The organism is Ruegeria sp. BH8, assembly GCF_056538065.1.
Window position 1 is genome coordinate 44,124 of sequence record NZ_JBQFSP010000013.1, and the last position, 15,356, is coordinate 59,479.

A 15,356-nucleotide genomic window follows, 5' to 3' on the forward strand; every position below is an offset into this window, starting at 1 on the left:
TCCAAAGTAATTGGGGCCGGGAGAACCGGCCCCAAACTGTTATTGCTTGACCACGTTGATAAACGCGCTGTCGTCGTCGAGCGCTAGGCTGGTATCCAGCGTTACGTGGTGGAACCGTGCGGCGGCAAAGTCATCATGGATGGCAAAACCGACCGTATAGGTTTGACCGGCCTCCAGCGGAACATCGCCGGGTGCGCCCGAGTTCAGCGGACGTGTGAAAACAACCGTCCACATGCCACCAGACAGGTTTGCCGAGGCTGCAATCTCACCATCATTGACCACCCGCTGTTCCAGCAGATAACCATTTGTGGCGCTGCCGTCCGCGTAGACACGCATCAGGTCAAGATAGGTGCCGTCAGCCAGATACTGCTCGATTTGTTCGGCGGCCTGCAACTTGTCCCAACCGCCCAAAGCCTTGCCGCCTCGACCTTTGATCTCGATCTCGGTGCGGCTTTCGCTGAGGTACTTGGTCACGGTGTCCTGAGCGGTCAGGCGACCGGAAACATCCCCGTTTGCGGCAATTGCATCGGCCTCAGGCGCAAAGGGCATATAGGTGTTGTCGGCGTGGCACGACGCCCAGCACCCGACCTGATCGCCCAGTTCGATACCGGTTCCAGTGATCATCATAGCGACCTTGATCTGGTTTTCAGGATCCATTTTGCCGCCATCGACAAACGGAGCAGGGTTGTGCCCCACATCCGGCCATTGCAGACGGATGTACAGGTTTTCGTCATCATGTGCCGCCTGAACGGTTGCGTCGATCACACCGCGTTTGCCGGGGATCGGAGTGGGTTCCAGCTCGCCACCGGCAACAATCTTGTTACCAATCGCATCCAGTTCCTTGGCATGACAGGTCGAACATTGATCGCCACCTTTGGTCAGCGGACGGGCCCCGCCATGGGTTTTTCCGTTCTGCACCCATTCAAACGACGCCTGGCCTGGATAGAACAGTTTCAAGTCGGCACTGGCCACTGCATTCCAGTCGATGTTGCCTCCGACATCGCCGCTTTCATTGCTGGCAGGTGTTGCCGAACCATCGGTTGCAGCCGCTGCCCGCTCTTCCGCGACAGCGGCATCAACTGCTGCCGCAATCTGGGCCTGAACGGCCTCCTGCTGGGCTTTTTTTGCAGCTTTCTCAGCCTCGGCCTCGGCAGCTTCCTTGGCTTCGATCCGCTCAAGGCTGGCAAGGTATTCTGGCGGAATTGGTCGAATGAAGGCCGGATTTGGCGCTTCAAGCTCTTCCAGATATTCGTCGGATGCGCGGTCTCGGATGTTCGAGTGTGCAATGCCCTTGTGGCAGTCGATACAGGTCTGACCGGTTTCCATTGCGTTCAGGTGCTGCTGACGTGCACGCGGACGCTGGAATTCAGGCATCATCGATTCAAAGTCATGGCAGTTTCGACATTCACGCGAGTCCGTTGATTTCATCCTCTCCCACTCATTCATGGCAAGATGAATGCGCTTGGCTTCGAATTTCTCTCGGGTGTTGATGGTGCCGACCATCTTTCCATAAAGCTCTTTCGAGGCTTTTATTTTTCGAATGATCTTATGGGTCCAGTCCTTAGGCACGTGACAGTCTGAGCAGACCGCACCAACGCCCGACCGGTTCACGTCGTGGATCGTGCCCTGATATTCCGCATAAACAAAATCCCGCATCTCGTGGCACGAGACACAGAATTCCTTGGTATTCGTGGCTTCCATGGCGGTGTTGAACCCACCCCAGAAGATGATGCCGGCGGCGAAAGCCGCAGCAATGCCGGCCACGGGCATTCCCCACAGGAAATACCGGCGCCAGATCGGTTTTTTCTTATCCGGTTCGGAAGTCATATCCGGGCTCCGTTTTGGCTGTCTTGTCTGGCCTTGGGTGGCAGGCCGGTGAGTTTGGCGGATCTGTCAAACGAGGAAAGGGCGGGCGAGGGGCCCGCCCTTTCCGGTTTAGGTTGCGAACCCGTCAGGTGACGTGGTTCGACCGGTTGTGGACATTGAATTTGCCGGTTGGCGCATAAAGCCCGTCAATCCGACCGATTTCTTCCAATGTCTTGGCGTCGAAGATCACAATCTGGCCGTTGGGTTCTTTCGAATCCGACAGGTTCCACTTGGAAACCCAGACCTCGGTACCATCGGCGTTGAATTCGAAGTGAACAGCGGCGCTGCCTTCATCTTCGGTGATCTGGATCGTTTTCACGATCTCGCCGGTCTCTTTCGAGATGACCTGAACCGATTGTTGAATTTCCGGCTCGGGGTGTTTGGTCTGATCAGCCCAGATGTAATCCGAGTTCGGGTGGGTGCGGACAAACAGGCCGGGGCCGTCGGTTTCCACCTCGTAACAGGTTTTCCACGCTTGATCCGGGTGACCTTCTGGGTCGTTGCCCCAGACTGTCACGGTACCGACACCCAGGTGGGTTGTGCCCGCCACAGGTCCGCAGTTCGGGTCAATCCAGTTCGCGCCCGGGCCGGGGTGCGGCAGGGCAGCGGTGTCGATCATCGCCTCAAGCTTGTGCGTTTCGGTATCGACAACGACCATCTTGTTCGATGCGTTTGCCGCGATCTGGAAGTACCGGCCTGTCGGGTCGAAGAACCCGTCATGCAGGAACTTGGCCGAGTTGATCTTGTCAATCCGCAAGTTGTCGAGGTCGGTGTAGTCAACCTGCCAAAGCTGACCCAGCTCTTTCACGGCAACGATCCAGGTGGGTTCGTTCGGCGTGGTGTAGATAGCGGCCACACGGGCTTCTTCCACATACTCGCCATCTACGTTTGTGCCACGGGTCGAAACGACTTTGACCGGCTCCATGGTCTGCGCATCAACGATCGCAAAGTGAGGCGGCCAGTACCCACCACCGATGACGTATTTGCCGTCACCCGACACGGCGACATCGCGCGCGTCATAGGCGATCTTGACTTCCGAAACCAGCATTTTGTCCGGCGTTTGCCAGAGGTCGATCTTGGTCATCTTGCCGTCACGGCCCATTGTGTACCAGAAACGTCCAGGTGTTTCGGGTTCGGTGATGTTGTGATGTTCCGAAGCCTTCAGGACGTGCACGGCATAGCCGGTCGGAATGTGCGTCAGCACTTCTTTCGTGTCACCGTCGATGACGGCAACCTTGCCCACATCGCGTTCGATGACGACAAAGAAGTTTTCCCAGTTGCGGCCGTGAAGCGGCTCGGTCGGATAGTCCGCTTCTTCGACGTAGACCTTGCGGGTCGCCTTCATCTGTTCCAGCGACATTTCAGGCGGCTTTGGGGCCTCCATCATGATGTAGGTCGCCATATCCTTGATTTCCTGCTCGGACATGATGTCCGAGAAGTTGTTCATCCCGCCTTCAGTTCCCCAGGCGATAATTTTCTCTAGGCGTTCCTGACCCAGTTTCAGGGTGCCGCCTTCGGTTACGGTGCCGTCGGCTGCGGTCTTCTTCCAATGTGGTTCCAGGTTTTTTCCGGTAGCGCCTTTGCGCAAAACCCCGTGGCAGCCTGCACATTGTTCAAAGTACAGTTGTTTCGAAGCTTCAAAGGCTTCGTCGCTAAGCGTTGGCTCGTCGGCAAAAGCTGGAGCAGCGACGCTGCCCAACAACATTGCCAATCCGACCCCAAAAGCGCGGCCGGTCTTGTTGTAGCTGATTCCAAGTGACATGATCACTCTCCATTTGCGTGGTGAGGCAATGCAGAGACTGATCCATCACGGGATTGTCATCCTTGACCAAAGTCAACGGGCGCGCCGCTAACTTTGTTCTTTGGACAAAAACCAGGTGCAGATTTCACCAATAAAACCTGTTTTTTTCACACATGTTTATGGCGTCTTGATTTCGGTTAAGTGCCCCAATCCCGTCGGACGGTACTGCTTGTTGAACGATAAGATGAGCCATGGAGAGCAGGCATGTCATCTGCAATATCGCGCATTTTCAGCGAAGGATTTCGGATATTTTTCCTTTCCGCCGGTCTTTATGGTGTGTTTGCCGGTGTCGCCTGGGGTGTTTGGCTGGCCTCACTGGATGGGCTTTTACCTTATGACGAGCAAAGTTATGGAATGCCCCCGGTCATGTGGCATGCCCATGAGATGATTTTTGGCTATGCAACGGCAGCACTGGGTGGGTTCTTTCTGACGGCAGTTCCGAACTGGACCGGCACGCCGGAAGTGCGGGCGCGCTTTGTCACGATCGTAGCGCTGATCTGGATGGCGGGGCGGTTGGCGGTGTGGTTTTCAGGATCGCTCTCTCCGATTACCGTCGCGATTGTTGACCTGAGCTTTGTTCCGATTCTTGTCCTGAAAATTGCCAGCCAGCTGGTACGAAGGCCCAAGCCACAGAACATGATATTTCTGTATCTTCTGAGTTTGGTGTGGGTGGCCAACCTGATGGTTCATCTGGAATGGATAGGTGTCGCCGCAGACACGTTGAATACCGGGGTTCGTGCAGGGCTACTGACCTTGTGTTCAATGATAGCGATACTGGGGGGACGTATAACTCCGGCCTTTACGCGCAATGCAATGAAACGCGAGGGTGTTCCCGAGGCCCTGTGGCCGGCTTCAAACGCGGCGCTGGAAAAGGCCGTGATGGCGCTTGCCCTTGTGCTGCCGTTGTTGGTGCTGAGCTTGGGCAGTGTTTCCTTGGCGGGTATCTGCGCGTTGTTGCTGGGCGGCGCCCAGCTGATGCGCATGGCACGGTGGAGAGCGGGTTGGGCGCTGCGGCAGCCGATCCTGATTGCTCTGCACCTGGGCCTGATGATGCTGGCCCTCGGGTTGTTGCTGTGGGGGTCTGCCGTCATCGGATATGGTAATGAGATCGGCGCGCTGCACATTTTGGGGATTGGGTGCGTTGGTGGCATGACCCTTGCCGTCATGAGCCGCGCTGCCCTTGGCCACAGTGGCCGCCCCCTTGTTGCACCGTCGCCCATGGCGGTCGGATACGGGCTTATGGCGGCGGCGGCTTTGGTCCGCTGGCTGGGGTCCGGGCTAGCAGGTGGATATATGACCGCCATGCTGACGGCTGACGGGTTATGGATTGCCGCAATTGGGTTGTACCTGTTTGCCATGTGGCCAGCGCTGACGGGTCCGCGCGCAGCAAAGCACGGCTGACACGGAACCTTAAGCGCGGATTGCAGTTCAGAATATTAAGGGGCGTTCGTTCTTTACGTGGCGGGACACGAGCGCACGAGCGCGTCTTCCGTTTTCAGGTATGTGCCGCACAGACTGAGGAACGTGCCAAGGGGTCTCTAGTTCCGGAAACAGGTCGAAGATTTCTGCCCTTGCTTCTGGGGGAACGCTGGACAGAGCCTGTGCGCCGACAAAAAGGCTTTCCGACGGGGCACCTTCTGCGAAGATGATTTCATGACGGTCGAACAAAAGATGGTAATACGTGACTGACACAGTGTCTTCTGCAACGCTGATACCGGGGCTGGCAGTAAGAATGCGCGCGGGGACCAGGATTTCCTCTGCGTCAAACATTCTGACGGCGATCCGGGATCGAACCAGCATCCGGTGCTGTGGCGAAACAAGCAGGTCGCGTTTTGGCAAGTCACACCCCAAGGCCCCGGCTTTGATGAGGATTGGAAGCAGCTTGGGTTTTTTCACCAGCTCCTCATGCGATAGATTTCGCTTTCCGATCCAACGTATATGTTGCGGTCCATTGTCGGCAGTCACGACCATGTCACCCACCTTCAGATCCTCGATGGGCATCGGACCTTCTGGCGTCATGATAAGTGTTCCGGCAGTAAAGCACGGCACGTCAATGATGGCAGCCGGGTCAGTTGTGTCGGGCGCATTGGTCGGCGTGACGTTCACGATGTTCATCGAGTAGGTCGTACCGGGCACAAGAGGTTCAGAGGTAATATAGCCGCCCAATACGCCGTCAACTTCGACGCGATATACAGTGATTGTGCCCCCGCCTGGTTTGGACAGAACGTAGGATTCTTCCAGGTATATTGGGCCGCTTAGAAAGGTGGTCGAACCATCGAGGGTGGTGATAGTACCGGTCTGCGTCAGGTCATCACCGTCTTCGTTGTCAAAGCGGTCACCGTTGAAAACATCCCCTGTATCGGGGATAGGTGGTCCGCCGCCGTTTTGAATAAAACCACCGGCTGCGTCAGTCACGCTGAACAAACGACGATCCGTGTCGGGATCAAAATTGACATCCAACGTAACCGTGTCCGGCCCAATCGTATTCACCGTGATGACACCGGGTGTATAACCGATATAGGAATAGTTCGCCATTTTTGCCCATCAATCTTTGAAGCGGAATTTTCACCTTTTCTCAGGTGGTTGATTACGTCCGGTATATCAAGAAGTCGACGCGAAAGTGTTCACAATTGCCTCAGATTTCAAGGCGACCCTAAGGTCATTTCGTTATTCTCGCTGTTTGCGGATCTCTGATCTCGTTCCTGAGGATACTTTAGAAGTCTTGACTTTCGTTAAGGCAGCCCTGTGACCCGCACGTCATGTTGCCTGCACTAGCTAATCTGCGCAAAGGAGAGCGCGATGCGAGAAGTCATGACAAAGAGCATGGCTCGCAACATATTCTATGGCGGGTCACTGTTCTTCATCCTTATCTTTCTGGCTCTATCAGCCCATTCACACCTGTATATCGTCAATTCCGAAAATGCCGCGAAGCTCGACGAAAGTGTGGTTCGGGGCAAACATGTTTGGGAAAAACACGCCTGTATCAACTGCCACACGATCCTTGGTGAAGGGGCGTACTTTGCCCCTGAGGTCGGCAATGTGATGACACGTTGGGGCGTGTTGGACGACCCGGAATCGGCCTTTGAATCCCTCAAGGGCTGGATGGAGGCACAACCCACCGGCATTCCCGGTCGTCGGCAGATGCCGCAATTCAACCTCAGCGACGAAGAGATCCGGGATCTGACCAACTTCCTGATCTGGACGGACAACATCGACGCTCAGGACTGGCCGCCCAACGAGGCTGGCTGAGAAGGGGAATGGAGCAATGAAATACGAATCCCAAAAAATCGCCTATGCCTACTTTGCGGTAGCCATGGCACTGTTCGCGATACAGGTGATCGGCGGGCTGCTGGCTGGTCTGATCTATGTGTCGCCTAACTTCCTGAGCGAGCTTCTGCCGTTCAACATCGTGCGGATGCTGCACACCAACGCGCTGATCGTCTGGTTGATACTGGGCTTTTTCGGTGCGGCCTATTTCCTGATCCCGGAAGAGGCCGAGCGTGAAATCCATTCGCCCAAGTTGGCTTATCTGCAGCTGATCATCCTTGTGGTCGGTACGTTGGGCGTGGTTCTGACCTATGTCTTCAACCTGTTCGAAGGCAACTGGCTGCTGGGCAAAGAAGGGCGCGAGTTCCTTGAGCAACCCAAATGGGTCAAGGCCGGTATCGTCGTCGCCGCGCTGATGTTCCTTTACAACGTGTCGATGACCGTTCTGAAGGGCAAGAAGACCGCAATCACCAATATCCTGTTGTTGGGCCTGTGGGGTCTGGCGCTGCTGTTCCTGTTTGCCTTCTACAACCCAGGCAACCTGTCCCTGGACAAGCAATACTGGTGGTATGTTGTCCACCTGTGGGTCGAAGGTGTGTGGGAACTGATCATGGCGTCGATCCTGGCCTACCTGATGCTGAAGCTGACCGGTGTGGACCGAGAGATCGTCGAGAAATGGCTTTATGTCATCGTGGCCGCTGCGCTATTCTCGGGAATTCTTGGAACAGGTCACCACTACTATTGGATCGGCACCCCCGGTTACTGGCAGTGGATTGGGTCGATCTTCTCAAGCCTCGAGGTGATCCCGTTCTTCGCGATGATGGCCTTTGCCTTCGTCATGGTCTGGAAAGGCCGTCGTGACCATCCCAACAAGGCCGCTCTGCTGTGGTCTCTGGGTTGTGCAACGCTTGCCTTCTTTGGTGCCGGCGTCTGGGGTTTCTTGCATACGCTGCACGGGGTAAACTACTATACCCACGGCACACAGATCACTGCGGCCCACGGTCACCTGGCCTTCTACGGTGCCTATGTCTGCCTCAACCTGGCGATCTTCAGCTATGCGATGCCGATCCTCAAAAACCGTGATCCTTACAATCAGGTGCTGAACATGGGATCGTTCTGGCTGATGACCAGCGGTATGGTCTTTATGACCTTCGTGCTGACCTTCGGCGGAACCGTGCAGACGCACATGCAGCGTGTGGTCGGAGATTACTTCATGGACGTACAAGACCAGATCGCAATCTTCTACTGGATGCGTCTGGGTTCCGGTATCGTCGTGGTCCTTGGCGCGCTGCTGTTCATCTACTCGATCTGGGTTCCCCGGAAAGAAGTTATTGAACCCGGCGCCGCCGAAACCCCTGCGGAGTGATGATGGATATGGATGGCTCCATAAAACTGAATGAGGGGGCGGCAAACGCCCCCTTCTACCTGCCCCAAGGCGATGAATGCGATGTGTTCACCGCGGCTTATAACAACGACTTGCCAGTTCTGCTGAAAGGTCCGACGGGCTGCGGCAAGACCCGCTTTGTGGCCCACATGGCCGCAAAACTTGGCCGCCCGCTTTATACCGTAGCCTGCCATGATGATCTGGCGGCTGCTGACCTGATTGGCCGTTATCTGCTGAAAGGCGGGGAAACCGTCTGGGTCGATGGCCCCCTGACCCGCGCAGTGCGCGAAGGCGCGATCTGCTACCTCGACGAGGTGGTCGAGGCCCGTAAGGATGTGACTGTCGTTCTGCACCCGCTGACCGATGACCGGCGCATCCTGCCAATCGACCGCACTGGCGAAGAGCTTGAAGCCGCACCTGGCTTCATGCTGGTGGCGTCGTACAACCCCGGATACCAGAATATCCTGAAAACCCTGAAACCCTCGACCCGGCAGCGGTTCATCTCTTTGGAGTTTGATTTCCCATCCGCGCAGATGGAAGCCGAAGTGGTCGCACAGGAAAGCGGTCTGCCGCTGGAACGTTGCAAGCCGCTGGTTCGGCTGGCGGGTAAGCTGCGCGGGCTTAAGGGTCAGGATCTTGAGGAAGGCGTTTCCACCCGACTGGTTGTTTATGCCGCAACACTTATCGCACAAGGCATGTCCACCGACCGCGCCATCCTCGCGGCCATGATTGAACCTCTGACAGATGACGAGGATATCAAACGCGGGCTCCTCGATCTTGTTACGGCTGTCTTTGGGTGAGGCCGGCCGATGGTCAAGATCGATTTTGAGCCATGGGAACCCGAAGAAACGATCGGGAAACTGTGGCACACCCTTGCCAGCCGCCTCGATGCACCCCAGGTGCACGATGGAGCCGCGGTCGACCTCTCTGAGGTCGCGGGGCGGCTGGCCGTCCTCTTTCGAGGGCTGGGCGGTGGTCCGGGCGTAGAATTGCGCCCGGTCTCGCCCGAGGTTTCACATCACCGCCTAAGTTGGCGTCGGCGTCTGGCGACCGAAGTGGAGCTGATGCCGCGCGCTTCGTTTGATGGCGAAGTCTTGCGCTTGCCGGACCGGTTGGCGGTTTTTCCTGCGCGCGAAGCCAATGGCGCGCTGTATGTCTGGCTGGCCGCTGCGGCTGCCCATGCGGGAACGCGAATTGATGAAGACGATCCGCTGCGCGCCGACCTGCGCGCGTTGATCGCTGCGCAGAGAATGGTTGATACGACGCTGGACGACGCCCCCGGCCTGCGCCCGCTTTACACCGAACTTTGCAAGGGCGTGCTGCATCAGCGCGATATCCCCAACCTGCCACCGATTGAAGACGCAGTTGAAGAGCTGATCCGCCATAAGTTGGGTGACCCTCAACCGCTGTCGGCGAAAGCCGAGCAGCTTCTGACACTGGACGAGGACCTGATCGCCCCTCGCGGCTATCAGCCTATGCGCCCGGTTCCCCTGTGGCCCGAACTGCGCGCAGTTGGCTTTTCCGAACATAACGAGGTGGAAAACCCCGAAACTGAAGGTCCACCCGAGGAATCCGGTGAGAAAACCCACCGCGCCCGTCGTCGCAAATCGGATCAGGCCGAGCGCAGCGACAGTTTCATTCTGCATAAGTTCGAAGCCATCCTCAGCTGGGCCGAGTTCCTGAACATCAACCGCCGCATCGACGATGATGATCCCGACAATGCCAAGAAAGCGGCCGATGACCAGGAAGAGATTGGCCTGGGTCAGATATCAAAAGCCCCGCCAACGCGGCTGAAACTGCACCTTGATCTGGCACCCGAGGATGTGAACCGGGAGCGTCTGTCCGGTCGCATCCTTTATCCCGAATGGGACGTGCGTTCGGGCCGATATCTAGCAGATCACGTCAACGTCCTGCTGTCGGATGCGGATATCCGCGACGATGCTGCCGCGTTTGGCAAGGACCCTGCCACCGCCCGCCGTATCCGCGCGGTCAAACGCCAGTTCGAGGCGCTGCGCCCTGGACGCGTGATGACACGCGGCCATCTGGACGGTGACCAGTTGGATATCGAAGCCGCCGTGCGCGCCGAAACTGACCGCATGGCCAGTGGCGAAAGCAACGACCGCATTTGGCAACAATCCCGCCCCGAGGCGCGCGATCTGGCAGTCTCGATCCTGCTGGATGTCAGCCGGTCCACTGAAAGTGCCGTAACCGGTCGCGCCGTGATCGACATTGAACGTGAAGCCCTGGCTGCTTTGGCCTGGGGCCTGAACGCCTGCGGTGACGATTTCGCCATTCATGCCTTCAGTTCGCTGAAACGTCAGCGCGTCTATATCCAGCGATGCAAACGGTTTGATGAGCCGATGGACGCCAAAGTTGAACAACGTATCGCGTCACTGCGACCCGGTCACTACACGCGGCTTGGGGCCGCGATCCGCCACTGTTCAAAGGATCTGGCAAGTCAGACCCGCAAACGCCGCCTGTTGCTGGTGATCACCGATGGCAAACCCAATGACCTTGACCATTACGAAGGGCGTCACGGTATTGAAGACACCTGCATGGCCGTGCGTGAGGCACGCCGCGCCGGGCAATCGGTTTTTGGCGTCACCATCGATAAAACCGGCAAAAGCTGGTTCCCCCGCATGTTCGGACACGGCGGTTTCGCTGTTATCCCAGATCCGCATCGCCTGACCATGGCGTTGCCGCAAATATATCGCCAATTGGTCGGTGCATGAGCGAAACCTCCTTCATCGACGAGCTTCCGGGCGAATTGCTGATGTGGGTTCTGATTATTAGTGAGCTGCTGGTTTTTGGTGCGGGGCTGATCGCGTTCATGGGCGTTCGCCTGACCGACCCTGCAGGCTTTGCCGAGGCGCAATCGCATCTTTATCGAACAGGTGCAGCCTTTAACACTGCAATACTGGTCACATCTGGCTACCTGGCCGCGCAGGCCCTGAACTGGCGCCGCGCAGCATTCCGGTTCAAGGCCAGACTTGCCCTGACAGGGGCGGCCGTACTTGGGATCGCATTCCTGGTTGTCAAAAGCGTGGAATATGCTGGAAAGGCGGGGCAGGGCATTACCTATGAAACCCACCCGTTTTTCATGTTCTACTACCTGCTGACAGGATTTCACGCGGCGCATGTTCTGGCCGGGGTGTGTATCCTGTTGCTGGTCGCGTGGCGCGATGATCCTCGTAACATCGAGGCGGGCGCACAGTTCTGGCACATGGTCGATCTGGTTTGGATCGTGCTGTTTCCCGTGATTTATCTTCTGGGATAAACAATATGCCGGCAACTTCATCTTTTGCTAAATACTCCCGCCGGAGGCGTCCGAACTCACTCACCGGCGCGTGGCTGGCGCTTTTGGCGCTCAGTCTGGCTTCAACGCTTTTGACCCTGATGAAAACGCCTGACGCACTCATTGCAGGCGGTATCCTGCTCCTTGCCCTGATCAAAACCCGTGTGATTCTGGCCCGATATCTGGACCTGGCTGAAAGCCCGGGCTGGCTGCGAGGCTTCACCTTGGTTCTGACGGGGTTCTCTGCTGTGATCTTCGCACTTTACCTGATCTGAAAAAAGCCGCCCCTAAAAGGGACGGCAGGTTACCAAGCAAAGGGACGCTTAGGTTATTGTGCGGCCATTGGCATCCGCGCGATCTGACAGCGCTGCCACAGCGCCGACAGGGCGCCCACCAGATGATCGATATCCTCATCCGTATGAACGGGTGACGGCGTGATCCGCAGGCGCTCGGTTCCTTTGGGAACTGTAGGATAGTTGATCGGCTGAATGTAGATGCCAAACTCCTCAAGCAGGGTGTCCGAAATGAATTTACACTTCACAGGGTCGCCAACCATCACCGGGATGATATGGCTGGGGTTGGGCAAATGCGGAATGCCCTCGGCATCCAATCGGGCGCGTACCTGCGCCACGCGGGTCTTTTGCAAGTCACGCTCTGCACTTGAATGCTTCAAATGCCGGATCGATGCGGCAGCGCCGGCTGCAATCGATGGGGGTAGGGCAGTGGTGAAGATGAAGCCACTGGCAAAGCTGCGGACAAAATCACACAGCGCGGCTGAGGCCGCGATATACCCACCAACCACGCCGAACGCTTTGCCCAATGTACCTTCGATGACAGTCAGGCGATCCATCAATCCATCGCGTTCAGCAATCCCGCCACCGCGCGGGCCGTAAAGGCCGACGGCATGAACCTCGTCCAGATAGGTCATCGCGCCGTATTTGTCAGCCAGATCGCAGATTTCCTTGATGGGAGCGATATCGCCATCCATGGAGTAAACCGATTCAAATGCGATCATTTTGGGTGCGTCGGGATCCGCTGCGGCCAATTTGGCGTCCAAATCCGCCAAGTCGTTATGTTTCCAAATCACCTTCTGGGCACGCGAATGCCGGATACCTTCGATCATCGAGGCGTGGTTGAGCGCGTCAGAAAACACGATCAGCCCGGGAATTCGCGCAGCCAATGTCCCCAAAGCAGCCCAGTTCGACACATATCCCGAGGTGAACAGCAACGCGGCTTCTTTCCCATGCAGATCAGCCAGCTCAGCCTCAAGCAGAACGTGATCATGCGTGGTGCCCGAGATATTGCGCGTACCGCCAGCGCCTGCTCCGCAGCGATCCAGTGCGTCGTGCATGGCAGAGATCACCGAAGGGTGCTGCCCCATGCCCAGATAGTCATTTGAGCACCAGATCCGCACATCCCGCTGAACCGGCCCGTCGGTTTGACGCGCGTTCGGAAACGCGCCACGACGGCGTTGCAGGTCGATGAAAATCCGGTAGTTGCCTTCGTCTTTCAAAGTGTCGAGGCTCTGGCTGAAAAATTGCTCGAAGTCCATCTGGCGTGCTCCCCGGATAACTGAAATTTCGTTGAACCTATGCCAGAGGCGCCCGCCCTTACATGACAATAGTCAAGTTGGAGACTGAGAAAAGGGTGGCACCCCCGCGCTGGCTTTGGCATAGCATATCTCGGGGTTGATCATCCGGGGGTGTTCCCGGAGCGGACGAATAAGGGGCTGCCTTCTTGTCACACGAGGCACAAAAGATAATTGCGCGGCAGTCACTGCTCTTGCGAAGCCTGCCAGAGCAACATGTCGATACTCTGCTGCGTCAGGCCGTCTGGCGGCAATACGACCGGGGCGAGACGATCTTTCTGCAAGAGGAAGAGGCCAAGGCCGTACATGTTGTACTGGCTGGTTGGGTCAAGCTGTTTCGCATTTCCCCGACCGGTGCCGAAGCCGTGGTGAGCGTTTTCACGCGTGGTGAAAGCTTTGGCGAAGCCGTTGCGCTGCGCAATGTGCGCTATCCCGTTTCGGCCGAGGCGGTATCTCCCTGCGAGATCATGCACATCCCAAGTCCGGTGCTGCTGTCGCTGATGAAGCAAGACCCGGAAATCTGCGTATCGATCCTGGCGGCCACATTCACGCATCTGCATTCCCTGGTGGCGCAGCTCGAACAGCTCAAAGCCCAGACCGGTGCGCAGCGTGTCGCGGAATTCCTGCTGAACCTGTGTGATTGCGATGCCGGCCAGTGCGAAGTTGAACTGCCGTATGACAAGATGCTGATCGCCGGGCGTCTGGGGATGAAACCCGAAAGCCTGAGCCGAGCGTTTTCGAGGTTGAAACCAGTCGGGGTGAAGATCAACCGAAACCACGCGGAAATTGCAGATATGGATGTATTGCGGAATTACGCGGAAAGCGACCCGAGCGAGAAATAGAGCCGTGTGGCTGTTTCTCTGGGCAGTAAACTGGCCATTTCCGGTCTGCGATCTTTCCGGCAATCACTATCCTTACTATTCTTGCTGGATATGCCCTATTCGGCGCGATCCTGAATGGGTGAGGTGATGGAACGCAGACATGACGATTGAACAGAAACTAGCCGGTTATCCCCGCGCGAGACTGATGACAGCTGCCACGCCGGTCGAACGGCTTGATCGTCTGTCCGACCAGCTTGGTCTGGATCTGTGGATCAAACGGGATGATCTGACAGGGTTGAGCTTTGGCGGCAACAAAACCCGGCAGCTCGAGTTCTATATGGGTGAGGCACAGATACAGGGGGCAGACACCATTCTGATCACCGGCGCTGTGCAATCCAATTTCGTGCGCACGGCTGCCATGGCTGCATCGAAGCTTGGGATGGAGGCCGTGCTTCAATTGGAAGAGCGTGTGCCGGATATGGGAGAACATTATTATTCCTCGGGAAATGTACTTCTGGCCCGGCTTCTGGGTGCCGAGCACATGCACTACGATACCGGAGAAGACGAGGCCGGGGCCGACAATGCCCTTCACGCGCGGGCAGATCAGCTGATCGCTGAGGGCCGAAAGCCGTATGTAATTCACTTGGGCATCGATCATCCGCCCTTGGGGGCGTTAGGTTATGTGGCCGGGGCTGCCGAACTACTGGATCAGATCGCCGATTTCGACGTGGCGGTGGTGCCATCCGGCAGCGGTTCGACCCACGGCGGGTTATTGGCCGGGCTGCGGCTGGCTGGCAACACGGCACCTGTTTATGGCATCTGCGTTCGCCGCGACCGCCACCTGCAACATGCGCGGTTGCAAAAGGTATTGGAACGGTTGGCGGGTATGATGAATTTTGACCCGGCTCTGGTCATGAAAGACATCCTCACATGGGACGGCGCATTGCCCCCTGGATACGGGCGGATAGGTCCGTCCACACGGAGGGCGCTTGAACAGATGGCGCGTGCCGAGGGTGTTTTTCTTGATCCGGTCTACTCGGCCAAAACCTTTGCAGGTTTGTTGGAATTACTTGAAAACGGCACAATTCAACAGGGCCAGAAAGTTGTGCTGTTGCATACGGGTGGGCAACCCGCGCTGTTCGCATATCAGGAAGAGCTGTTCCCGGCCTGAGAGCCATCCGGGAAGCCACTGTAGCGGAAGTCGCGCTTGGCCAGCCAACTCGTCGTTTCGAAGCGCGCGACGCGGTTTCACGTGACCTATGTCAATGACAGTACCGCGGATGTCGTGTCGGTTGAGCGAGCCTAGCCCACCTTAGAATGGATGGAAGGCATGT

General features: G+C 57.1%; 13 protein-coding genes. 9 read left to right on the plus strand and 4 right to left on the minus strand.

What is annotated here, in order from left to right:
* Positions 1 to 39: 39 nt before the first annotated feature.
* Both ACR0AD_RS17625 and ACR0AD_RS17630 read right to left on the minus strand, forming a co-directional pair.
* Positions 40 to 1,827 (minus strand): NapC/NirT family cytochrome c, encoded by a 1,788-nt coding sequence (locus ACR0AD_RS17625; RefSeq protein ID WP_480488723.1) that lies wholly within the window; start codon positions 1,825 to 1,827, stop codon positions 40 to 42.
* Between the two features lie 124 nt (positions 1,828 to 1,951).
* Complete coding sequence (locus ACR0AD_RS17630) at positions 1,952 to 3,628, minus strand: cytochrome D1 domain-containing protein (protein ID WP_480484314.1); 1,677 nt, start codon at positions 3,626 to 3,628, stop codon at positions 1,952 to 1,954.
* A gap of 243 nt (positions 3,629 to 3,871) precedes the next feature.
* On the opposite strand from ACR0AD_RS17630, the gene ACR0AD_RS17635 reads away from it, so the two are divergent.
* Positions 3,872 to 5,068, plus strand: coding sequence for an NnrS family protein (locus ACR0AD_RS17635; RefSeq protein WP_480488721.1), 1,197 nt, complete (start codon positions 3,872 to 3,874; stop codon positions 5,066 to 5,068).
* Positions 5,069 to 5,095: 27 nt separating this feature from the next.
* On the opposite strand, the gene ACR0AD_RS17640 is transcribed toward ACR0AD_RS17635, so the two are convergent.
* Entirely contained in the window at positions 5,096 to 6,202 is a 1,107-nt protein-coding gene (locus ACR0AD_RS17640; RefSeq protein ID WP_480488719.1) for a Hint domain-containing protein, read from the minus strand.
* Between the two features lie 264 nt (positions 6,203 to 6,466).
* On the opposite strand from ACR0AD_RS17640, the gene ACR0AD_RS17645 reads away from it, so the two are divergent.
* The 6 genes from ACR0AD_RS17645 to ACR0AD_RS17670 are packed head-to-tail and all read left to right on the plus strand — an operon-like array spanning position 6,467 to position 11,888.
* On the plus strand, positions 6,467 to 6,916 hold the full coding sequence (locus ACR0AD_RS17645) for a c-type cytochrome (protein ID WP_209597154.1): 450 nt from the start codon (positions 6,467 to 6,469) through the stop codon (positions 6,914 to 6,916).
* Between the two features lie 16 nt (positions 6,917 to 6,932).
* Positions 6,933 to 8,300 carry a cbb3-type cytochrome c oxidase subunit I gene (locus ACR0AD_RS17650; RefSeq protein ID WP_480488717.1) on the plus strand — a complete coding sequence of 456 codons (1,368 nt, stop codon included), beginning with the start codon at positions 6,933 to 6,935 and terminating at the stop codon, positions 8,298 to 8,300.
* A gap of 8 nt (positions 8,301 to 8,308) precedes the next feature.
* A complete protein-coding gene (locus ACR0AD_RS17655; RefSeq protein WP_267365163.1) occupies positions 8,309 to 9,118 on the plus strand; it encodes a CbbQ/NirQ/NorQ/GpvN family protein in 810 nt (269 codons plus the stop codon).
* Positions 9,119 to 9,127: 9 nt separating this feature from the next.
* Complete coding sequence (locus ACR0AD_RS17660) at positions 9,128 to 11,050, plus strand: nitric oxide reductase activation protein NorD (RefSeq protein WP_480488716.1); 1,923 nt, start codon at positions 9,128 to 9,130, stop codon at positions 11,048 to 11,050.
* On the plus strand, positions 11,047 to 11,595 hold the full coding sequence (locus ACR0AD_RS17665; RefSeq protein ID WP_480488714.1) for a cytochrome c oxidase subunit 3: 549 nt from the start codon (positions 11,047 to 11,049) through the stop codon (positions 11,593 to 11,595). Before ACR0AD_RS17660 ends, ACR0AD_RS17665 begins: the two co-directional genes overlap by 4 nt.
* Positions 11,596 to 11,600: 5 nt before the next feature.
* Positions 11,601 to 11,888 carry a cytochrome C oxidase subunit IV family protein gene (locus ACR0AD_RS17670; RefSeq protein ID WP_267365170.1) on the plus strand — a complete coding sequence of 96 codons (288 nt, stop codon included), beginning with the start codon at positions 11,601 to 11,603 and terminating at the stop codon, positions 11,886 to 11,888.
* A gap of 53 nt (positions 11,889 to 11,941) precedes the next feature.
* On the opposite strand, the gene hemA is transcribed toward ACR0AD_RS17670, so the two are convergent.
* Entirely contained in the window at positions 11,942 to 13,165 is a 1,224-nt protein-coding gene (hemA, locus tag ACR0AD_RS17675) for a 5-aminolevulinate synthase (protein WP_480488712.1), read from the minus strand.
* Between the two features lie 185 nt (positions 13,166 to 13,350).
* Between hemA and ACR0AD_RS17680 the strand changes: the two genes are divergently transcribed.
* Both ACR0AD_RS17680 and ACR0AD_RS17685 read left to right on the plus strand, forming a co-directional pair.
* The gene (locus ACR0AD_RS17680; RefSeq protein WP_267365173.1) at positions 13,351 to 14,043 is read left to right on the plus strand and encodes a Crp/Fnr family transcriptional regulator; all 693 of its coding nucleotides are present in this window, start codon (positions 13,351 to 13,353) and stop codon (positions 14,041 to 14,043) included.
* Between the two features lie 139 nt (positions 14,044 to 14,182).
* Positions 14,183 to 15,193, plus strand: a complete 1,011-nt coding sequence (locus ACR0AD_RS17685) for a D-cysteine desulfhydrase family protein (RefSeq protein ID WP_480488710.1) — start codon at positions 14,183 to 14,185, stop codon at positions 15,191 to 15,193.
* Positions 15,194 to 15,356: the final 163 nt, after the last annotated feature.